This is a genomic window from Amazonocrinis nigriterrae CENA67, assembly GCF_016056305.1.
Classification (GTDB): Bacteria; Cyanobacteriota; Cyanobacteriia; order Cyanobacteriales; family Nostocaceae; genus Amazonocrinis; species Amazonocrinis nigriterrae.
Window position 1 is genome coordinate 84204 of record NZ_JAECZC010000027.1, and the last position, 21639, is coordinate 105842.

The 21639-nt window shown below is 43.0% G+C and carries 21 protein-coding genes; 14 read left to right on the forward strand and 7 right to left on the reverse strand.

The window, feature by feature from the left end:
- The first annotated feature begins 109 nt into the window (after nt 1-109).
- Nucleotides 110-238: a hypothetical protein gene (locus I8748_RS35710; protein WP_263975745.1), complete on the forward strand. Its 129-nt coding sequence runs from the start codon at nt 110-112 to the stop codon at nt 236-238.
- A gap of 5 nt (nt 239-243) precedes the next feature.
- Nucleotides 244-453, forward strand: coding sequence for a hypothetical protein (locus tag I8748_RS15535; protein ID WP_198125480.1), 210 nt, complete (start codon nt 244-246; stop codon nt 451-453).
- Nucleotides 454-457: 4 nt separating this feature from the next.
- Here I8748_RS15535 and I8748_RS15540 read toward each other — a convergent pair whose 3' ends face one another.
- Entirely contained in the window at nt 458-772 is a 315-nt protein-coding gene (locus I8748_RS15540) for a YkvA family protein (RefSeq protein WP_198125481.1), read from the reverse strand.
- A gap of 305 nt (nt 773-1077) precedes the next feature.
- On the opposite strand from I8748_RS15540, the gene I8748_RS15545 reads away from it, so the two are divergent.
- The 3 genes from I8748_RS15545 to I8748_RS15555 all read left to right on the forward strand — a co-directional run bounded on the left by I8748_RS15545 (nt 1078) and on the right by I8748_RS15555 (nt 3474).
- Complete coding sequence (locus I8748_RS15545) at nt 1078-1842, forward strand: MotA/TolQ/ExbB proton channel family protein (protein ID WP_198125482.1); 765 nt, start codon at nt 1078-1080, stop codon at nt 1840-1842.
- Nucleotides 1843-2011: 169 nt separating this feature from the next.
- Nucleotides 2012-2707, forward strand: coding sequence for an ExbD/TolR family protein (locus I8748_RS15550; protein ID WP_198125483.1), 696 nt, complete (start codon nt 2012-2014; stop codon nt 2705-2707).
- A gap of 401 nt (nt 2708-3108) precedes the next feature.
- Complete coding sequence (locus I8748_RS15555) at nt 3109-3474, forward strand: phage holin family protein (RefSeq protein WP_198125484.1); 366 nt, start codon at nt 3109-3111, stop codon at nt 3472-3474.
- Between the two features lie 75 nt (nt 3475-3549).
- On the opposite strand, the gene psb29 is transcribed toward I8748_RS15555, so the two are convergent.
- The gene (gene psb29, locus I8748_RS15560) at nt 3550-4257 is read right to left on the reverse strand and encodes a photosystem II biogenesis protein Psp29 (RefSeq protein WP_198125485.1); all 708 of its coding nucleotides are present in this window, start codon (nt 4255-4257) and stop codon (nt 3550-3552) included.
- Between the two features lie 171 nt (nt 4258-4428).
- Here psb29 and I8748_RS15565 point away from each other — a divergent pair, with 171 nt between their 5' ends.
- Nucleotides 4429-5025, forward strand: coding sequence for a chromophore lyase CpcT/CpeT (locus tag I8748_RS15565; protein WP_198125486.1), 597 nt, complete (start codon nt 4429-4431; stop codon nt 5023-5025).
- 88 nt (nt 5026-5113) lie between these two features.
- On the opposite strand, the gene I8748_RS15570 is transcribed toward I8748_RS15565, so the two are convergent.
- Both I8748_RS15570 and hemF read right to left on the reverse strand, forming a co-directional pair.
- Nucleotides 5114-5482, reverse strand: a complete 369-nt coding sequence (locus tag I8748_RS15570) for an STAS domain-containing protein (protein WP_096559774.1) — start codon at nt 5480-5482, stop codon at nt 5114-5116.
- A 407-nt stretch (nt 5483-5889) separates the two neighbouring features.
- A complete protein-coding gene (gene hemF / locus I8748_RS15575) occupies nt 5890-6942 on the reverse strand; it encodes an oxygen-dependent coproporphyrinogen oxidase (protein WP_198125487.1) in 1053 nt (350 codons plus the stop codon).
- Between the two features lie 679 nt (nt 6943-7621).
- On the opposite strand from hemF, the gene I8748_RS15580 reads away from it, so the two are divergent.
- The 8 genes from I8748_RS15580 to I8748_RS15615 all read left to right on the forward strand — a co-directional run bounded on the left by I8748_RS15580 (nt 7622) and on the right by I8748_RS15615 (nt 17706).
- Nucleotides 7622-8146 carry an SRPBCC family protein gene (locus I8748_RS15580; protein WP_198125488.1) on the forward strand — a complete coding sequence of 175 codons (525 nt, stop codon included), beginning with the start codon at nt 7622-7624 and terminating at the stop codon, nt 8144-8146.
- A 318-nt stretch (nt 8147-8464) separates the two neighbouring features.
- The gene (locus I8748_RS15585) at nt 8465-9535 is read left to right on the forward strand and encodes an Mrp/NBP35 family ATP-binding protein (RefSeq protein ID WP_198125489.1); all 1071 of its coding nucleotides are present in this window, start codon (nt 8465-8467) and stop codon (nt 9533-9535) included.
- A gap of 166 nt (nt 9536-9701) precedes the next feature.
- On the forward strand, nt 9702-11015 hold the full coding sequence (gene rodA, locus I8748_RS15590; RefSeq protein ID WP_198125490.1) for a rod shape-determining protein RodA: 1314 nt from the start codon (nt 9702-9704) through the stop codon (nt 11013-11015).
- 277 nt (nt 11016-11292) lie between these two features.
- Nucleotides 11293-11490 (forward strand): NAD(P)H dehydrogenase subunit NdhS, encoded by a 198-nt coding sequence (locus I8748_RS15595; protein WP_198125491.1) that lies wholly within the window; start codon nt 11293-11295, stop codon nt 11488-11490.
- A gap of 185 nt (nt 11491-11675) precedes the next feature.
- Nucleotides 11676-12332, forward strand: a complete 657-nt coding sequence (locus I8748_RS15600; protein WP_198125492.1) for an HAS-barrel domain-containing protein — start codon at nt 11676-11678, stop codon at nt 12330-12332.
- A gap of 322 nt (nt 12333-12654) precedes the next feature.
- A complete protein-coding gene (locus I8748_RS15605) occupies nt 12655-14790 on the forward strand; it encodes a cation:proton antiporter domain-containing protein (protein ID WP_198125493.1) in 2136 nt (711 codons plus the stop codon).
- A gap of 418 nt (nt 14791-15208) precedes the next feature.
- Nucleotides 15209-16159, forward strand: coding sequence for a UDP-glucuronic acid decarboxylase family protein (locus tag I8748_RS15610; RefSeq protein ID WP_198125494.1), 951 nt, complete (start codon nt 15209-15211; stop codon nt 16157-16159).
- A gap of 155 nt (nt 16160-16314) precedes the next feature.
- Nucleotides 16315-17706, forward strand: coding sequence for a UDP-glucose dehydrogenase family protein (locus I8748_RS15615; RefSeq protein ID WP_198125495.1), 1392 nt, complete (start codon nt 16315-16317; stop codon nt 17704-17706).
- 407 nt (nt 17707-18113) lie between these two features.
- Here I8748_RS15615 and I8748_RS15620 read toward each other — a convergent pair whose 3' ends face one another.
- The 3 genes from I8748_RS15620 to I8748_RS15630 form a co-directional block, all read right to left on the reverse strand.
- Nucleotides 18114-18917, reverse strand: coding sequence for a COP23 domain-containing protein (locus I8748_RS15620; RefSeq protein ID WP_198125496.1), 804 nt, complete (start codon nt 18915-18917; stop codon nt 18114-18116).
- A 209-nt stretch (nt 18918-19126) separates the two neighbouring features.
- The gene (locus I8748_RS15625; RefSeq protein ID WP_198125497.1) at nt 19127-20809 is read right to left on the reverse strand and encodes a M48 family metallopeptidase; all 1683 of its coding nucleotides are present in this window, start codon (nt 20807-20809) and stop codon (nt 19127-19129) included.
- A 103-nt stretch (nt 20810-20912) separates the two neighbouring features.
- Nucleotides 20913-21639, reverse strand: a 727-nt coding sequence (locus tag I8748_RS15630; protein ID WP_198125498.1) for an RNA-guided endonuclease TnpB family protein, incomplete at its 5' end; no start/stop codon positions are given.

A 21639-nucleotide genomic window follows, 5' to 3' on the forward strand; every position in this document is an offset into this window, starting at 1 on the left:
TACTGAAAATCTAAAGATAGACAAAAATGATGAAATGTTAAGTTTGCTAGTAACAAGGGATACAAATTTTCAGTACTAGGATTACACCATCATTGATGTAGCCGCAAGTTTGCTCAAAACAGATGCAGGCAAACAACTACTATCAGAAAATAATGGTACTGTAGCAATCACTGAGGATTTAATCAAGCTTGACCCTAACGCTTTTTATACAGAAACATTTGGAAATGAATCTTTATAACTGATGTGACTGGTATTCTCAACGACCTTTTGAATATCGGTAATTTGGTAAAAGCGATCGCTACCCTTGGTTTAAAGCATACAACAAATCTGCAACTATCTTTAGATAGAGATATTGACAGCCATCAGTCAAAAAATATCCCCTGCATTGAAAGCGAATCTATAAGCAGACAGCAAAGCAGGGGTTTTATTGATATTAAATTTTATTTGATTTGAAAAACTATTTAACAGAAACAGCATCAACATCAATGGTGCTTGCTGTGGAGGTAGATCCCTTTGAGTCATTGGTGGCTTGGCTGTCTACAGTACCTTTACGAGCCTTCCAACCCTCGATGACTAGTCCAGACACCTCAGAAACTAGTAATGTCAAAAGGAAAACATCATCAATTTGTCCCACAACAGGTATAAAGTCTGGGGCGATATCAATTGGGCTAGCCAAATAGACCAGTGTTCCTAGAATAACCCACCAACGATACTTGGGATTACGAAGCAAATTGCGATACCAGGTATAAAGCGATTGGACTGAAAATTTCATACTTTAGCCCTCCAGTTACCTTTAATTTTGACAAATTCTGCTATTAACTTCCGGTGGGAATAACCGTCCTGGTTAGTCTGGAAGACGCTACTACAGTTGGGAATGGGGAATGGGGAATGGGGCATAGGGTATGGGGCATGGGGCATTAGTCACTAGTCAGTTGTATCCCCCTATCTCCCCTGCTCAAAAGCTGCTCATCAAATACCTACCGATTCTGCACAAGAGTATGGTAATTGTGCATTAGTCTCTAGAATTAAAATGCTTTAAGATATTTGCTCTTGGAATCGAGGGAGGAGACTTAAAAAGTGGATATTCAAAAGTTGTTTTTCGATGGTGGGCCAGTAATGTACCCCTTGCTGGCTCTGTCAATTTTGTGTGGAAGCGTAATTTTAGAGCGTTTGTGGTTCTGGTTGCGAATATTAACCCAGGAAAAGCAAATAGTCGATCGCGTCCTGGATGCTGCTCAAGATAATTGGGAAGTAGCTGCAGATATTGCTAAACAAGCAACGGATCAGCCTGTAGGGCGGTTTCTTTATGCCCCCCTAGGTTTGCGAAAAAGCGATGTAGAAACCTTTCGATTAGCCCTAGAAGCCACAGCAGAAGATGAATTGGCTGGGATGCGGCGTGGTGAGAAACTTTTAGAAGCTGTTATTGCCCTAGCACCACTGTTAGGATTGTTGGGTACAGTTTCGGGTTTACAACAGTCTTTGGGCAATCTTCAGATTGGAGATTTCGGCACAGCAGCTACAGCCGATGTGCCTGCTGGTATTGGCAAAGCTTTAATCACTACCGCAACAGGACTAACGATCGCTATTGTTAGTTTGGTATTTTACCGTTTATTTCAAGGTTTGGTAGTTAACCAAGTCAAAGTTTTTCGCAAGGCAGGAAATGAGTTGGAATTACTTTACCGTCAATTTCCACCTGACTTTAGCAATAGTACATCAATTGCCCAGGAAACACCACGGCAAAGCTTTAATCCACCCCGCAAGCGAGGTAAAAACCAGTTTCCCAACCCACCTGCTCCTCCAAATGTATCTGATTCATTAGATCCTGATACTGATTCTCCATGAAGATGCATATAATTTGCCTGCGAAGGCAGGCTTTGTTTTTGTAGCTACAGCATTTTATGTTGAGGGTATTAATATGCAGCTTCACAGAGAATAGGTGTAAGTAATAAGTAGGTAGGTGTAAATAAATTAGTCAATAATTTAACCCTAAACCAGGCGTAAGAGTGAAACGATGAAAGTTAATTTACATACCCCAATTGAAGAAGTTCAAGTTCAACTCATTCCCTTCATTGATGTTATTTTTTGCATTCTGACATTTTTCATTTTGGGAGCTTTACAATTTACGCGGCAACAGGCAATTAATGTTGATTTACCCAAAGGCAGTACAGGTACAGGAGCTGGTGCAAATCCCATTGTATATGTTGACCCTCAGGGAAAAACTTACATTGAACAACAGCCTGTGGAACGGGAAGAATTAGCACAGAGGTTAAAGCTGTATTTTCAACAAAATCCCAATAACATTGTGGTGCTGAATGCCTCACAAACAGCAAGTTACAACGATGTAATTCAAATATTGGATTTGCTGCGGCAAGTGGGAGGTAATCGCGTGTCTTTAGGAATTAAACCAGGGCCATCTTCATCACCCACAAACTTACCTAACCAGCCTACAGTTCCCTATTTTCCTAATAATCCCGCAGGTGTACCTACACCATATACTCCACCTATTCCAGGAATTAATCCACAAGGCGAGTTTAACCCCAACTTGCCTTCAACTCCCAATCAATTTCCTTTACCTACAACACCCAATCAACCAACTGGTCAAGGTATTAGTCCTATCAATCCTGGCATTAATCCTGTAGTTCCTAACCAACAAGCGCCTCAAGTACCTCAAGCACCTGGAAAAACTAATACTAATCCTAAAAGGTGAGGCTGGGGAGCAGGGGAACTCGGGGCCCCCACGACCGAAAGGGAGGAGCCACTGCGTTGGACGGGTTCCCCGGCAGCCGCGCAAGTGGCGTTGGGGATTAGGGGCAAAGGGGAGCAGGGGAGCAGGGGAACTCGGGGCCCCCACGACTGGAGGGAGTGGGAATTAGGGGCAACAGGGGAGCAGGGGAGAAATAAATAATAACCATGCCCCATTCCCAATTCCCCATTCCCAATTCCCCATGCCCCATTCCCTAAACCTAAAGATATACGGAATAAATTATGGTCAGAGAAAAAAATCTGCTAATTTACAAATAATTGGTTGAGCTGCAAAGATTTTTCTATCGATAGACTGAGTAATTTATTTACCGCCAATCGCCATTTGCGTTTCAGGGGTTATGGCTAATGAATGAAATTCTAACGCTTTTAATTGTTTGGATAGTAACGTCTATCAGCTTGTTAATTATTAGCAAGCTGCCTTTGGGAGTTGAAGTTGACAGTCCTCAAAAAGCATTTTTATCTGCGGCAGTTCTTGGTATTGTTACGGCAATAGTAAGACCCATTTTACGCCTTGTATTTGCCGTACCAAATTTACTCACGTTTGATTTATTAGCCGGCATTTTCACATTTATGATTGCCGTTGTTTGCTTCAGTATTGCTGCTTGGTTGGTAGAAGGCTTTCGCTTGCGCTTCGGTATTTGGAGTGCTGTGCTAGGCGCGTTTGCACTCACTATCATCAACAGCTTAATCTACAAATTATTGGGTGTTTAAAGTTAAGAGTGATGAGATATGAGTTATGAGTTCTTAATAACTCCTAACTCTTAACTCCTAACTCCTAACTTTGCACTATTCGTTGGCAGTTGGAGGAGCAACTGGCGTACTTGATTGTTGTTTGCGCTGTTCGCGTTTTTTGCGATCTGCTGAAACCATATCTGCCATTACTATCAGTGCTTGTGCCATCTTGTCTATATTAGAAAGGTATAACTCTAAATCTTTGTTGAGTTTTTCCTCAGATAGCTTTAAGCCAGCAGCGATAGTTTTCAAAGCCTCAGTACGTTGCTTTTCGTCTTTAACTAATTCTGGATCTGCCAACTCCAACAACGAGAATAAACCAATTGCAAACAAGCGACTGTATTTAAAGTTAGGATTATTAGCGATCGCTTGCAGTTGTGCTTGCAAGTCAGCATCCCCAACTGAATGATTAGTTTGGCTCAGCCACGCAATTAAATCCCTAGCTGGTAAACTCTTAGCCAAGTTTTGTAGCCTTTGAGCTTCCTGTCGATAACGTTGCGGATCTTGCTCTACAGCCTGAGATAAAGCGTTAAAAATCGATTCTTTATCTCGTTCTGGTTGGTAGCCTTGCATGAAGCGGTCAAAAGATGTGACGACGCCCAAGGCATAAATTGGATTGTAGCTAAAATCGACATTTACTGACAGCAGATGCATTTCCACCATCAATTCTTCCACTACCCGACGATAAATTGTGTTAATCGGTCGGGTGTGAAGGGAATAAAAAGTTCGCTTTGTATCAGAGACGGTACGGACGTTATTCACAAAGAAAATGTTAAGGGCGACGTTATTTTATTCTCTCCCTTATGGGCTACTTTGCCAAGTTCAGGTTTCCGAACAGAAGCTTTACTTAAACTAGCAGAATGAGGGGTATGACCCCTCTTTGCTGATGAGCTAAGCAAAAATTAATATATTCCGTGATTATGCATCACATTTATGAGCTTATCGCCAGATTTAATAGCCCTAGGAAAATACCTGGCTGGTGAATTTGATAATCAAGAACAAGCCTTGGCAGAACCTGTGTGGTATGTCCACCTAAGGATGTGGGTTAGACCAATTGATTTATTTTCACAAGACAGTATCACGTTGTTCGCTGAACAAGCCAATATTATTAATCTAGACCGTCCATACCGCCAAAGAATTATGCGGTTAATGCCTGGTTCTGACTCGCTTTCACCCATACAAGTGCAGTACTATATGCTTAAAGACCCAAGTGCCTTAAGTGGCGCAGGTCAAAATCCTGCTTTACTTAAGACACTGGCAATTGAGCAATTAGATTTACTACCAGGTTGCATCCTCACAGTCACCCAAGAAATATTAGCCCCCAATAGCTATAAGTTTACCGCTACTCCAGTTCCAGACACTCGTTGCAGCTTTACTTATCTTGGCAACAGCATACAAGTGTCCTTGGGATTTGAAGCCACGGCAACGGCATTTAACAGCTACGATAAAGGAATTGACCCAGAGACAGGAAAAGCCACTTGGGGAGCAATTATGGGGCCTTATCGCTACACTAAGCGAGAACAATACTAAGTAAAGTTAGGAGTTATCAGTTAGGAGTTATCAGTTATGAGTTATGAATTAATTCATCACTTTTAACTATCAACTCCCAACTGTTTGTTTAGCTGGCGATGCTACGAGGTACACCTTCTAAAGCTTCCTCCTCTGTTTCAAAGATTTCAAATACCGTATCCATCATCGTTACTTCAAACACAAGTTTGGCTTCTGGATGTACATTGCAGATGCGGAAACTGCCTTTGACTTTATCAGCATCGCGCATACCAGCAACTAAAGATGTCAAACCAGAACTATCAATAAAATTTACCTGGCCGAGATTTACAACTACATGGTGACTGAGTTTGGAAATACACTCTTGTAATTTCAAGCGAAATTGCCAAGCAGTGGTGATATCCAGGCGGCCTGCTGGTGTCAAAACAATAACGGTATTACCGTCTTGGGTTGTATAAGTTGTTTGTTCTATCTGAATCACTAAGCCTCCCCGTGGCACTCGTCTCCAAATTAACTGCTGCTGATTTAATTTGTGATTGGTGAGCCAAAAGTATTGCTTAAAAGCAATATTTGCCTACTTTACCTAGAATGACTTCCAGAGAGTTAGTTGACTCACCAGCCACAAAATTTATTCAGTGCTAACACTTGAGGTTAACAAGCTTCAGCTAAATTTGTCACCTTTTTTTGCTAGGTGCTTACTTTTAGTAGTTTAACTCAGCAAAATAGTGGTGAGTAGTATTAAAAGTAATGAGTGGGGGAGGGGGATGGGGAGCAGGGGAGCAGGGCGAGCAGGGGAGCAGGGGGAGATGAGGGAGAAATAACTAATGTACAGACGATTCGGCGAATCGTCTCTACTGACCCTAACTCCTAACTCCTAACTCCTAACTCTTAACTTTGCGCCTCAGCACTGTTGAAGTTTATCCAATCTTGAGGTTTGAGGAAGGTTTCGTACAACTCGGCTTCTTTGGAATTGGGTTCTGGCTGATAACCGTATTCCCAGCGCACCAAGGGTGGTAAGGACATCAAAATAGATTCTGTGCGTCCGTTGGTTTGCAGACCAAAAATTGTGCCTCGGTCATAAACCAAGTTAAATTCTACATACCTGCCTCGGCGATAGAGTTGAAAATTCCGTTCGCGATCGCCATATTCCAACCCATGCCGCCGTTGTACAATTGGCACGTAAGCTGGCAAAAACGCCCCACCACAGTCTTGCACAAAAGCAAATAAATCTTCCCAATTGCGTGGTGCTGGCGCTCCCACTTTATTACTGTAAGTGGCTGCTTCTCCATTGGGGTCGGGGCCGCGGTATAAATTACCTTGACCATCTTGATAATCCAAGAACAAACCACCAACACCGCGTGTCTCACCGCGATGTTTGAGGTAGAAATATTCATCACACCAACGCTTAAACACTGGGTAATACTCTGGGTGGTGTTGGTCACAAGCCTGCTTCAGCGTTTGATGAAAATGGGCAGCATCTTCGGCAAAGGGGTAGTAAGGTGTTAAATCAGCACCACCACCAAACCACCATACTGGCCCCGCTTCAAAGTAGCGGTAATTCAAGTGAACTGTAGGCACATAAGGATTACGTGGGTGTAGGACTAGTGAAGTACCTGTAGCATAAAAACCGTGTCCAGCGGCTTCTGGGCGTTGAGCTAAAATTGATGCTGGCAGATGAGAACCCCAAACTTCAGAAAAGTTTACACCTGCTTGTTCAAATATTGCACCATCACGCAGCACACGCGATCGCCCACCACCCCCTTCTGGGCGTTCCCAACTATCCTCATGAAACTTACCCGCACCATCCAGTTCTGCTAAAGCTTGGCTAATTTCATCTTGCAACTGTTTCATGAATCGACTGACCCTAGCTTGAGCATCAGTTCCTGGTAAAGACTTGGATGGTACTGCTTTTACAGTGGGGGTTTGCGAGTTGGTCAACATAGGATTCCCGAATCTAAATTACAATTTCCACAAAGCCACAAATTTTTAGTTTAAAAATTTGCGGGCAAGATGAGCCAAGACTAAAGCTCAATTTGCCCAATCTTCTTTTTTCTTAATGGTCAAGGCTGAAAGATGTAGACGCCTTCTGGGCAGCTTCCCGTACTCCACAGGAGAACCCGAAGGTAGGATGAAGTATTAAATGCCCCACCCATCAAGCGTCGAGACATGAATATCGAAAAAAAAACAGATTTTTTCGCTCACAGGGGCGAGGCGTATACTGGTAAGCTTTTGCTTCATCGTTCATCCTTTCAACTTCAGACTTCTTGAGTTTGATGGGCGTGACTAGAGTTATTTTCCCTCAAAGCGTATAGGCTTGTATATTGACTGAGTTTTTTTTGAACTTAATTGATGGGAAAATTCTGGTGTCAACGCCAGACTCTGGTGAATGAATCTACAAGCACACTCTACTTTAAGGCATCAAGGTACAAACTGAACTGTTAAACAATTCTTAACTATATTGATTCTGGGGTTCTCTGAGTTGGGATTTAAACTCAAAGCGCGATCGCGTTATTCTCCATACTGCCCAATTGGGGCTTGCTATGCTAAGGGCAAATTTGAGAAAGTGTGATCCAACCATGCCAGAGTTACCAGCAAGTGTGTAGCGAGGAGGATTAGGCAAATGCGAGGTTGGTTATCCAAATTCATCCACCGCAAACGTCGTCGGTTTTGCGCTTCTCTGGTACGAACGTATCGAGAAATTAGTTCTGCTTCCGTAGATGAACTGTGGTTGAAGGTGGCTGACTTAACAGACGTTTCCTGGCATCCACTGCTCAAAAGTACCAATGTCCCTCACGGATTGGTACCTAAACCAGGATTGATTTTTCAAGCTGTGACGCGCTTTTCACCAATTCCCATCCAAATTTTTGTGGAACGCGTTAATCCCAGAGAAATGCTGAGTATTCGAGTACTGGCGATTCCTGGTGTTGAGGAACGAGTAACTTACCAAGTAGAGTCCACAGTCTGTGGCACTTGCTTGTCTTATTCTGTAACCCTTCGTGGTTGGTTATCTCCACTGATTTGGTCATTGTCTCGTCCTTATGTAGATCGTGTAGCACGCTCCCTAGTCGAGGCAGTAGAAAAGACCGCATTACAAGCAGTGTCAGGAAAGAAAAAATCCCTTGACGATAGTTGTTTTGATTTTTAGGGAATTGGGAATTGGGAATTGGGAATTGGGGATTGGTAATTGGGGATTGGATTTTACTATTACCCATTACCCATTACCCATTCCTCATCTCCCTCATCCCCCCTACTCCCCTGCTCCTTTCCCAATACCTAATCCCCATTTGCTAAAGAAAGTTAAGATTTTATTAGGTGATAATGAAAATTTCTTAAATTTCATTACAGCGGTGACAGTAAAAACACAGCTAATTTGCATCTGGTCAATAGCCAAGAGGCACACCACGATGTGTTCGACAACCCCTTGGGGGAACGCATTTCTTCATTTTTAATTTTGAATTGTTTTATGTACGATGTCCTCGATTCCCGCTCTGTCTTAGAAGTGTTGCGACCAGTGCAAGACCCAGAACTCCGTAAGAGTCTGGTAGAACTGAATATGATTCGCAATGTCAAAATTGACGGGGGTAAAGTGAGTTTCACCTTAGTGTTGACCACACCCGCCTGTCCCTTACGTGAATTTATTGTCGAAGATTGTGAAAAGGCTGTTAAAAAACTACCAGGCGTTACAGAAGTGAGTGTAGATGTAACAGCAGAAACACCCCAACAGAAAAGCTTACCCGATCGCAATGGCGTTCCTGGTGTGAAAAATATTCTGGCGGTTTCCAGTGGTAAAGGTGGTGTTGGTAAAAGTACGGTGGCGGTCAACGTAGCTGTGGCTTTAGCGCAAACAGGGGCCAAAGTCGGTTTACTGGATGCCGATATTTACGGCCCCAACGACCCCACCATGCTAGGACTAGCTGATGCTGAAATTGTTGTGCGTTCCACAGAAAAAGGTGAAGTCCTAGAACCTGCTTTTAATCACGGTGTCAAATTAGTCTCGATGGGCTTTTTGATTGACCGAGATCAGCCAGTGATTTGGCGCGGCCCCATGCTGAATGGCGTGATTCGCCAGTTTCTCTATCAAGTGGAATGGGGAGAACTGGACTATTTAATTGTAGATATGCCACCCGGAACTGGAGATGCTCAGTTAACTTTAACGCAATCAGTACCGATGTCAGGGGCAGTAATTGTCACTACACCCCAAACCGTAGCGCTGTTGGATTCTCGCAAGGGTTTGCGGATGTTCCAGCAAATGAACGTTCCAGTTTTAGGTATAGTAGAGAACATGAGCTATTTTATACCGCCAGACCAACCAGATAAGCAGTATGACATCTTTGGTTCTGGTGGTGGCTCCAAAACAGCAGCAGAGTTAGAAGTACCTTTGTTGGGGTGCATACCCCTAGAGATTTCTACCAGGGTTGGGGGTGACAATGGTGTCCCCATAGTCGTTGCTGATCCTGATTCAGCTTCGGCGAAAGCATTAAAAGCGATCGCTCTGGCCATCGCTGGTAGAGTATCAGTTGCAGCCTTAACATGATTAATTTTTAATTTTTGTCTGGTTCCTAGGCAATAACCTAGGAATACAGATTATTAATAGTCAAGATTAATGCTGAAGTGTGAAGTAAAAAATTTTCATTCTTTACACTTGATGCTTGTTAAGTCAATACAATTAAATTCTCAAAGCTAAAGTCTAAAATCACACAATGTTGTTAAAACGTTCGCTCCCCAAAATTCGTTGGAAGTATTGGGTTCAGCCCTGGCAGCAAGTAGATTGGCTGTTATTTTGTTTGCCTGTTATTGTCAGTATTTTCGGCGGCATCATGATCCTAAGTACGGAACTCAAGCAGCCGATAACTGACTGGTGGTGGCACTGGCTAGTAGCTGGTATCGGCGTTTTGATAGCGTTATTTTTAGCTCGCTGCCGTTACGAAAATCTGATGCAGTGGCATTGGATAACATATGCACTTACAAACCTCAGCTTGATTATTGTGATGGTGGCTGGTACTAGTGCCAAAGGGGCGCAGCGCTGGATTAGCATTGCTGGCTTTAATGTACAACCGTCGGAATTTGCCAAAATAGGGCTAATTATCACCTTAGCTGCTTTACTGCATAAACGTACCGCTGCAACTTTACCTAACTTTTTCCGTGCTTTGGCATTTACTGCTTTGCCTTGGTTATTGGTGTTTGTTCAACCTGATTTGGCAACATCGCTGGTGTTTGGGGCCATAGTCTTGGGTATGTTGTATTGGGCAAATGCTAACCCCGGTTGGTTGATACTATTGATTTCTCCCATAGTAGCCGCCATTTTATTTGGTATATCCTGGCCTTTATCAGAACCACTAGTGGTATTTAAAGAAATAGCCTTGGGGCCATTAGGGTTGATTTGGGCATTAGCTATGGGGATTTTAGGTTGGCAGACTCTGCCTTGGCGGCGGTTTGGCATTAGCGGTATCAGTACATGGGTACTTAACATGCTGGGTGGCGAATTAGGAGTCTTTGCTTGGAATCATGTTTTAAAAGACTATCAAAAAGACCGTCTCACAGTATTTCTTCGCCCCGGACATGACATTTTAGGGGCTGGCTATCACCAAAATCAATCTCGCATTGCCATCGGTGCTGGTGAAATTTGGGGATGGGGTCTGTTCAAGGGGCCAATGACACAACTGAATTTCGTGCCTGAACAGCATACAGACTTCATTTTCTCCGCAGTTGGTGAAGAATTCGGTTTTGTTGGTTGTTTATTATTATTGTTTGTCTTCTGCTTGATTTGCTTGCGTTTGTTGCATATCGCTCAAACCGCCAAAGACAACTTTGGTTCACTGTTGGCTATTGGTGTTTTGTCGATGATTGTGTTTCAGCTAATTGTCAACGTGGGTATGACAGTTGGTCTAGCGCCTGTGGCAGGAATTCCCCTACCCTGGATGAGTTACGGACGTTCTGCCATGCTTACCAACTTCATCGCTTTAGGAATAGTAGAATCGGTAGCAAATTTTCGACAGCGACAGAAGTATTATTAATGAGTCCTTTGTCATTGGTCAGTGGTCAGTTGTCAGTGGTGAACCAGTGTGGTCTTGGGGGTCTTCCCCCAATCCCCACTTCCTTCGGTCGTGGGGGCCCCGAGTCCCCCATAAACAACTGGTGTTAGCGCAGCGTTAGCGAGCTTGCGAGCGTCACCCGTAAGGGTTAGTAGAAAAATAACCGAAAACTAGCAACTGACAACCAACAAGTGACAAATGACAACTGACAATTGACACGTATTAAGCTATTAACAGTAAACAAGCTAGGGTAAAAATCATGATTCTGCCTGGAGCAACTGTTCGTATCAAAAATCCCGCTGATACCTATTACCGCTATGAAGGACTCGTCCAACGAATTAGTGATGGCAAGGTAGCCGTATTGTTTGAAGGTGGAAATTGGGATAAATTAATTACCTTTCGCCTGTCAGAACTAGAACTCGTAGAAACCACAGCAGGACGGAAAAAAGCGAAATAAACCTAGTTAGGAGTTAAGAGTGACTAGTTAAAAGTTAAAAGTTAATATCTTATAACTCCTAAACGGCAGTTGCTTCAAGTCGGCAAAGCCGACGACACTTGCTTCAACGCTCTTAACCCGCGCAACGCAGTGTCTCCCCAACGCACTGCCTCCTCCTAACTCCTAACTCCTAACTCTTAACTTCCATGCGCCTACCTTTACCACAGTTTACAAAAAGCGATCGCCACCCTAACCACATTGCGGAGGTGATTGAAACTACGACTACAGAGTTTTTGGCACAGTGTTTGGAACCGGAAGATTTGAGCTTCCCTCCGATGCCGCCTTTTGGTAGTTGGGTCTGTGCTGTGGATGAAGAGTCAGGCAATCAAGTTTATGCTGTGGTGTATTATGCCACGACTATGCCCGTAGATTCCGTACATCGGGCTGTGGCTCTGGGGTTGTCATTGCAAGATTTGCGCGAAGAGCAACCCCAGATATTTGCAATGCTGAAGACTGAATTTCGGGCGGCGATCGTTGGCTTTGAGCAGCCATCATCGACTCTTGGCGCTAACCAAAGAGTGTATCAGTATCTACCACCACGACCACCGCAAATTCATCAAGCTGTTTATCGCTGCGAATCAGAGGCGATAATTAAATTCACTGAAGAACTAAATTTTTTGCGGACGTTGCTTTCTGTAAATAGTGCGCCAGTAGAATCCTTAACAGCAGCAGCTATTCGGGAAATTTACCACTTACGCAAAGCTGACCGAGAATGGCTGATCAAGGCAGGACGTACTCTGAGCGTGCTTTTGAAAGATGACTACGATCGCCTACGGTTTATTTTAAGTCAAATCCACCCATAGGTAGTTAGTTATTAGATGATTGCCTAGGTAGTGTAAGTCAAGATTTTTTTTACTGTTTGTCAGGGTGGTTTTTACATTTATTTATATTATTCAAACGATTACCCCTGGGTAATCGCAGTTTCACCAAGAAAGCGGAGGGAAAGGGGAAAAGGAACAAAAAACTATATCAGTATTATCACTTTTCCCTTTACCCTGCTTCAGATACCCCTAAGTGGGCAAAATAATCCTGATGCTGCATGTTGGTTGAAACCTCATCATGAGGGGGCGGCCATTATTATCCCTTTTCCCCTCTTCTTCACCGTCACTGCTTTAAATCCTACCTATGGAACAAATATCACAAGTTCTTGCTCTGGAACAAACTGCCCAAGTTCTCGGCAAGGAACCAATTGTTCCCTTTGCTATTTTGTTGGTGGTCATCTTAGTTATACCTATCCTGTTTGAACGGCTGAGATTACCAGGATTGGTGGGTTTGGTGTTCTCCGGCATAGTACTTGGGCCGTCAGGCTGGAATCTATTTCATACACAATCGCCGATGATTAGCCTGCTATCAGACATTGGTTTAATTTACTTGATGTTTGTCGCAGGGTTAGAAGTTGATCTAGAACGGTTCCAGCAAAGAAAAAAACGCTCTTTGGGGTTTGCAAGTTTCACTTTTATTGTCCCCTTAACCACAGGAATCTTGGTAGGGCGATTTTTTGGTTTCGGTTGGAATACTTCTATCTTAATTGGCTCTTTGCTCGGTTCCTATACTCTTTTGGCATATCCCATTATTAATCGTCTGGGAGTTGTCAATAATGAAGCTGTCACTATTACAATTGGAGCCACACTTTTTACTGATATTGGCGCACTTTTAATATTAGCCGTTTGTGTGGCAGCAAGTCATATTGGGGCATTCAGCTTAGTGAAGTTAATCACTTTGTTGAGTTGGTTAACTCTCTATTCTATTGTGATTTTAGTTGGCTTTGATTGGGCGGGTAAAGAATTTTTTCGGCGGTCAGGGGACGACGAGGGAAACAAGTTTTTATTTGTATTACTGGCAGTATTTCTTGCGGCTTTGGGCGCTCAATTTATTGGGATAGAAAAAATTGTTGGAGCTTTTTTAGCAGGTTTGGCAGTTAATGAAGCGGTAGGTGAAGGCCCAGTCAAAGAAAAGGTAGTATTTATTGGCAGTGTCTTATTTATTCCTATTTTCTTTGTTGACCTAGGCTTACTAATAGATGTACCTACTTTTGTTCAAAGTATTGGCGTCCTCAAGTTAACGCTGTTCATTGTAGTCGGTTTGCTTGCCAGCAAGTTGATCGCAGCTTTATTAGCAAAACTAATTTATCGATATAACTGGCAGGAAATGCTCACAATGTGGTCGTTATCGATACCCCAGGTAGGTACGACATTAGCAGCAACTTTAGTAGGATATCGGGCTGAGTTACTGCCATTAGAAGTCTTCAATAGCATTATTGTCTTAATGCTCGTAACATCAACTTTGGGCCCATTGATAACCAGTCAAATAGCCGTTGCTTTGCCCACTTCTGTGGTTGCACAAACAGCATCCTTAACCTTAAGCGAGCAAAAATTGAAGACAACACCGAGTGATTTTAGCATAGTCGTATCTGTTAACAATCCTCAGACTCAGCAGTATTTGGTTGAAATGGCAGCATTATTGGCACGTCAGGCAAATGGCAGGATTATACCGTTAGCGATCGCTACTGCTGTTGCTCATATGGATGCACCACAGTTAGAAGTTTCTATGCAAAGGAGTGAACGCTTATTGGCAAAAGCCACGGTACTAAGTCGAAAATTAGGAATACAAGCAGAACCATTACTACGAATTGATGATGCTTTTGCACCAGGAATTAGCAGGGCAGCTCGTGAACAAAAAGCAAGTTTAATTGTCATGGGTTGGGGTAAACGTACTGGTTTGAGAGCGCGTTTATTTGGCAATGTCATTGATAGTGTGCTTTGGGCCTCCCATTGTCCGGTGGCGGTGACACGTTTAGTAGAGTCACCAAAAAAAATTCAGCGCATTTTAGTACCAGTGGAAAACTTAACAACATCGACATTGCAGCCGGTGCAATTGGCTCAGATGCTAGCAGAGGCCAATCAAGCCCAAGTGACTGTGTTGAATGTGTGCGATCGCCGCACTAGTTCCAGTAAAATCGCTGCCAAGCGATCGCAACTTGCTCTACTTGTGTCTAAATTAGCTTTGCCAAATCCACCGGAAATTCAAATCATTGCTCATGAAAATGTTGCCCAAGCAATTTTACAGGCAGCACGATTATACGATTTAGTCGTGTTTCCTTTTACACGTCATCGCACAAGTTCTGGTGGTTTAGCCATTAATGATGTCACAACTCAGTTAGCCAGCCAACTCACTTGTTCCATCATCATGCTCGCAGAACCACAACGCACTCAAACACCAACTTTACTAACGGGAGTTCCCAACTCCACAGCTGCTGTATAAAAAGAGATAGTGGTCAGTGGTCAGTGGTCAGTTGTTATTCTCCTTGAAACATAATTATATTACAAAATGTAAATATACCTAAACTCCAGTTACTACTGACGACTGACAACTGACAACTGACGACCCTCACTAGTTAACTTGATTCGCGGCGACCTGCTTAAAAAACTTTATTTTCTTAAAGATTTGATGAATTATTAGCTAAAGAATTCCAATAATGAGAGGATGTTTGTTAATTTGCTAGATAAATTGTTAAGCAATTGAGTTAAAATTTAACAAAATTGCATACGTAGAAAAATTGCGAAACTAAAAAATACTTTTGTTAAGTATCCCTGTTCGTTCTATACTTTTTTATTTAGGCTGGGTACTCTAAAAACAAGCTAACGAGCCACTAGCAATATCTGTAAATCACTGAGAAACTATGAGAATTTTGGTAACAGGCGGTGCTGGGTTTATTGGTTCCCATTTGATTGACAGACTAATACCTGAAGGGCATGAAGTAATTTGCTTAGATAATTTTTATACAGGTGATAAGCGTAATATCCTCAAATGGATGAATCATCCTCGGTTTGAACTCATCCGTCACGATATTACCGAACCAATTAGGTTAGAAGTAGACCAAATTTATCATTTAGCTTGTCCTGCTTCCCCAGTACATTACCAGTTCAACCCAGTCAAAACCGTTAAAACTAACGTGATGGGGACGCTGAATATGCTGGGTTTAGCTAAGCGTGTGAAAGCTAGATTTTTCTTGGCTTCAACCAGTGAAGTATACGGCGATCCCGAAGTTCATCCCCAAACTGAAGATTACAGGGGTAACGTTAATCCTATAGGGCTGCGTTCATGCTACGACGAAGGCAAACGAATTGCTGAGACTCTGGCATTTGATTATTACAGGCAAAATAAAGTTGATATTCGGGTTGTCAGGATATTCAACACCTACGGGCCTCGAATGTTAGAAAACGATGGTCGGGTGGTGAGCAACTTTATAGTTCAAGCCTTACGGGGTCATCCTTTAACTGTGTACGGTGATGGTTCGCAAACACGTAGCTTCTGTTACGTTTCTGACCTGGTAGAAGGATTTATCCGGCTGATGAATAGTGACTACACAGGGCCTGTGAATCTGGGAAATCCCGGTGAATATACGATATTACAATTAGCACAAACAGTGCAAAACTTGATCAACCCAGACGCGCAGATTAAGTTTGAGCCATTACCAGCTGATGATCCACGTCGTCGCCGTCCCGACATCACAAGGGCGAAGACTTGGTTAAATTGGGAACCTACCATTCCTCTGCAAGAGGGGTTAAAACTAACAATAGAAGATTTCCGCGAGCGCATCAAAAGCGACATCAAGGATTTAGTCTCGTGAGTAGCGCATTTGCGCTGTTCTGAGGTTTGGTGCAGGCTAACCTTAACCGTAGCCCGTACTTTTAGTAGCTGGATTTACCAGCGCCGTATAAGTGTCATATCGACATCTTGTTTTAAAGAACTAACCCAACAACAATTGTGAGGAGTTAAATTAACATGCGTGTTTGCGTCATTGGTACTGGTTACGTTGGTTTGGTTACAGGCGCTTGCTTGGCTCACATTGGCCACGATGTCATTTGCGTAGACAACAACGAAGAAAAAGTCAAGTTAATGAAATCTGGGCAGTCACCAATATTTGAGCCAGGACTCTCAGAAATCATGCAGGCTGCTATTCAAGCAGGGACAATCCAGTTTACAACTGATTTAGCTGCTGGGGTCGCTCACGGACAAATTCTGTTTATTGCTGTAGGCACACCACCCTTACCCACTGGTGAAAGTGATACCCGTTATGTGGAAGCTGTTGCGCGGGGAATTGGTGCAAATCTTAACGGTGGTTACAAGGTGATTGTCAACAAATCCACAGTACCCATTGGTTCAGGTGATTGGGTACGGATGATTGTACTAGATGGCATCGCTGAACGCCAAAAAACACTTGTGCCTGCTGGTGGCGTAGCAGTTGAAGAAAAATCGGCTGAACTTGTAGCTCAGTTTGATGTGGTCAGCAACCCAGAGTTTTTGCGTGAAGGTTCAGCGGTGTATGACACCTTTAACCCCGATCGCATTGTACTGGGTGGTAATAGTCCCAGAGCGATCGCCTTAATGCAAGAATTGTATACCCCAATTGTTGAGCGCAAGTTCGCGGAAGATCAATCTTTACCAAAAGTCCCAGTGCTAGTGACAGACCTCAGTTCAGCTGAGATGATTAAATATGCTGCTAATGCGTTTTTGGCTACTAAGATTAGTTTTATTAACGAAGTTGCTAACATTTGCGATCGCGTCGGTGCTGATGTCACCCAAGTAGCAAAAGGTATTGGTTTAGACTCTCGGATTGGTAATAAGTTTTTACAAGCAGGTATCGGTTGGGGTGGTTCTTGCTTCCCCAAAGATGTGTCTGCTCTGATTCACACTGCGGATGACTATGGCTATGAAGCTCAATTAATGAAATCTGCTGTCAGTGTCAACGAACGCCAGCGCTTGATTGCTTTAGAAAAACTACAACAAGTTCTGAAGATCCTCAAGGGTAAAACTGTTGGTTTGCTAGGTCTGACCTTCAAGCCTGATACCGATGATATGCGTGATGCGCCAGCACTCAACTTGATTGAGCAACTCAACAGACTGGGAGCCAAAGTCAAAGCCTACGACCCCATTGTTTCCCAAACAGGTATGCGTCATGGTCTTACTGGTGTGTTAGTGGAAACCGATGCTGAACGCCTAGCTGATGGCTGTGATGCTTTGGTACTCGTAACTGAATGGCAGCAGTTCAGCACTTTGGACTATGCTAAGATGGCAAAACTGATGAGCAACCCCGTGATTATCGACGGTCGTAACTTCCTTGACCCAGAAACCCTAGTGAGAGCCGGGTTCCAATATGTAGGTATTGGTAGATAGAAGATTAAGAATTAAAGATTAAAAAAGTGAGTGCATCCTTTTTTAATTTTTAATTTCAATACGGAATCAAAGTACCGTCTAGATTCTTCTAGGCGGTATTTTATTGGTCTTGAAGCCGTTCAGCTTACTCTGACTTTCTGTCTAGAGGTACAAAATAAAGACTCTCAGCAATACTTTTATCAACCCTATGTGTTGGAATTTCCCAATATTTATAGCTTAACCAGCTAATAAGGAAAATTGGAATAAATACAACTATCGCTCTGCAATACTTCAAAAAGATGAATTAATACTAAAATTTGATAAATTTCTAGGAAGATTCATTGAGAAATAAATCATAAAACTAATTTAGTTTCACGCAAAAAAAAGCAGGTTAAACACCTGCCCCAGAGGAAAATATTGCCAATTAATCAGCGGAAGTTGCCAGGATTTAGGCGAGTAGGGACTTGAGAAGGTTGAGACTGACGACGAAGTGCTACTCCGTTTTGCAACTTTTTGGCAGTCCCGCCATCTTTAGGGTCGAGAAAAGGTTTGAGATTGATGCCACCTCTAGATGAAGCTACTCGATTATTGCCACTGCCTAGAAGTGTGCGACCTAAATTGTATATATCGTTGACCGCTGTGCTACCACGGTTGGTATAAGTGTTAACGCCTATAGTTTCCTGACCGCTGTCGGCTGCAAGTAAGTTTTGAAAAACGTTGTTGCGTACAGTATAAACGTCTTTCCCAGGCGGTACTGTTAGCACAATGCGACAAGAGGGGTTTGCTTCAGTTGTCACGCAGACAATGTTTTGGTTATTTAAAAAACCTGTTTGTAGTTCTTGTAAGCCATCTGGGCGGTAGGATTCTAAGCGGCTGGCAATTGCTACACAACGACTTTCTTCGTCCCAACCACCGCCCAAACGTCCAGGAGTCGCCCAAGGAAAGTATCGACCTGGTTGACTTTGTGGCTGATACATCACAGTGTACTGACCATTATAAGGCTGGCAAAAAAACCGAGTGCCGCTGACTACCGTGGGTGAAGTCGATGTACCTGGTGATGTGTTGATTGGTATTGATGTGCCTGTTGATGTTGATGAACCTGATGGTATTGTTGGTACAACAACACCATCGGATGTAGAGTTATCATATTGGGCAAATGCCACAGAGTTACCCAACAGTAAAGATAAGCCCAGACTGCTTAAAAAGATCAACTTAAACGGTTGTGATGTCATCAATCTTCTCCAGTGAAAATATCTTCAGAAATTTATACTCTTATTGACGAATAATTTTGTTTTTTGATTCATTGGAAGCGGCGGGGAACTTAATTTATTTGTGGGGTGGAGAGGAATAGCTACCCCGCCGCTTGGGGCATAGGGCATTGGTAACTACTTCGCCACTCTCCATGCCCAAAAACTCTATCTTGCAAGTGGCGTGGAATATATCATCGTGAATGCCGCTTTTTTTCTTCTCGTTCTTTTTTCTCTTTTAACAACTGTTTCACCCTGGCTTTAATATCTGCATGTCGTGCTACTCCTTCATAGGCGTAGCGGTTGTATTTATTGCGTGAAATCAATTCTTCTAATGACTTAACTCGTTCGCGTCCGCCTGGGTGAGAAGACAACCAAGTGGGAGGAGCATTTTTTTGTTGTTTTTCTAGAGTCACCATTAAGTTACGCAAGCCGTCAGCAGCATAGCCAGTGGCAACAATTAGGCGTGTACCTAAAGTATCAGCCTGACGTTCCATATCGCGGCTATAACTCAGTGAAAAGAGTTGACCAACAGTACCGCCTAGTGGTAAATACTGAGTCACGTTAGAGATGAGGTTGCCTTGGGTGACTAATTGAAAACCGTGGGATAGGACTACGTGAGATAATTCATGACCGATTAATCCAGCTAATTCGGCTTCTGAGTTGGTTTTAGCGATCGCACCCGCATTAATAAAAACTTTACCTCCAGGCAGGGCAAAGGCGTTAAGGTCTGGGTCTGGAATCACAAAGAATTCATATTTAAATTCTTTGCGTCCGGCTACATTGGCTAGTTTTTGTCCGATTTCATTGACATATGCTAAAACTGTTTCGTCTTTAATCAAATCCAACTGTTTTTTTGCCTGCTTTGCTGCCGACTCACCTACAGACTCTTCACCTTTTAGCAGCATGATGGTAGAATCAAGGGCAGAAAATGGCCCCAAAAGACTGCCAGTCACGGCATAACCTAATGTACCTGTGATGATGTTGGCAAGAGCATTGCCTCTAATTTCTCTTCTGATATAGGATTTATAGCGTTTGAGATTTTGTTCTGCTAAGTTGGTAAATTCACCTGCTTGTGGATGTTGAGGGTTGAGAATGGCAAATTGGCGAGCTGCTAAAGACGCCTCCATCCATTTTTTCGCTTCAGCAAGTGCTGTAACTCTTGCTTTAATTAACTCTGGTTCATTAGGATAGAGCGAAGATGCGCGTTCTAGTACATCTAAAGCTTCTTTGGAGCGATCATATTGTTTGAGAACTTCGGCATACTTAATGTCCCCAGGAATAAATTCTGGATACTGCTCAACTAATAGTTTCAGTGGTACCAAAGTTCTAGTTTGCAGCTTCGCTGCTATCCCTGCCTCTGCTTCCCGCCAATAGACTTTACCTGCTGGGGATAGTTGCGCTGGGTCATATATAGCACTTTTGCGGTCTTGAGGTGTAGTTGTTTCTGCAAATGGTTCTTTTGCTTGTCGATACAGTTTTTCGGCTTCTGGAATTTGACCTGCTAAATAAAGCTTATCCGCTTCTATCAATTTTAGCTGACGGGCGATTTCTTCAGGACTGGGTGGAGGTTCCTCCGCCAAATCTGGCTTTTTTGGATCTGTGGCTTCTGGGGTGGGTGTAGGTTGTGGTGTCTCTTTTGGCTGATTTACATCGGTTGCTTCCGGACTGGAGGTTGGTTGTGGAGTTGATTGTTGGCTTTGTACTTGAGGCGTTTGTTTGTTGGCTGTGCTTGTAGTTTCAATAGTGCTAGAAGCAGCAGGTTCTTGTGCTGGAACAGGTGCTGTTGGTTGCGTCAAGATAATCAAAATCGTTGTACCAACACTAAGCAATACCCAACTCAAGGCTAGCAGCAGAGACTTCCTGGTTCGTTTCATGCTCAGATCCAATTATGCAACAGGCTCTTTGTTTAAATGTTTTGACACTCTCCTGACTGAATAAATAACGCGAGCGCTCATTTATTCGGAAAGTCAGGGGATTTTAAGAAGTTGTTCCGAATGGAGCTAAAGCCACCATTCTCCACTTCTCCAATTTAAGAAGATTAATCCTTCTTGGGGCGGTCAAAGACCCTCTAGACACTCCGGTAAAACCATTGTGCTTACTTTTTCTTCTGATATTCAGCGAACCATTTAGATCCGCGTTAACCAAATGTCCATCTTTTGTCCTGTACAATCCGCGTTTAATTCGTTTACCAGAAAATTGGTATTCTTTGGGATTGTCGGCATTATAGACAGGTATTTCATCACCATCAATCGCGCTTGCTTTACTGGTGTAAGATTCTTCCTGTTCAGTATAATTCAACCCGTATCTTTCACACATTGCTTTCAACTTATAGCGCAAACTGTGAAAAGGTATTTGGACAAAGTTTTGGTTGTTGCGTCCACCAATATTAATTTCCTGCTTGATGCCAGGATTGTACCCAACAATCAAGTTAGCAATCTTGTTGTTGATGCAGTGGTTAATAATAAATCTTGCTGTTTTGTTCAGGTAATCTCTAACTTGATTATTGCGTTTTGCTGTCAGCTTCACTTGTTGATTAGTGATACTCTTAATTCCTTGCTTGTCCTTAATGGATTGCAGGTAAGCATTACGCTTGTTGAACCACTGGTTAATAGATTTAATTGGTTTACCATCCACTAAGTAGGATGCCCCATTGGTATCAACACAAGCTGCGAGATTATCGACTCCCAAATCAATACTAATAGAG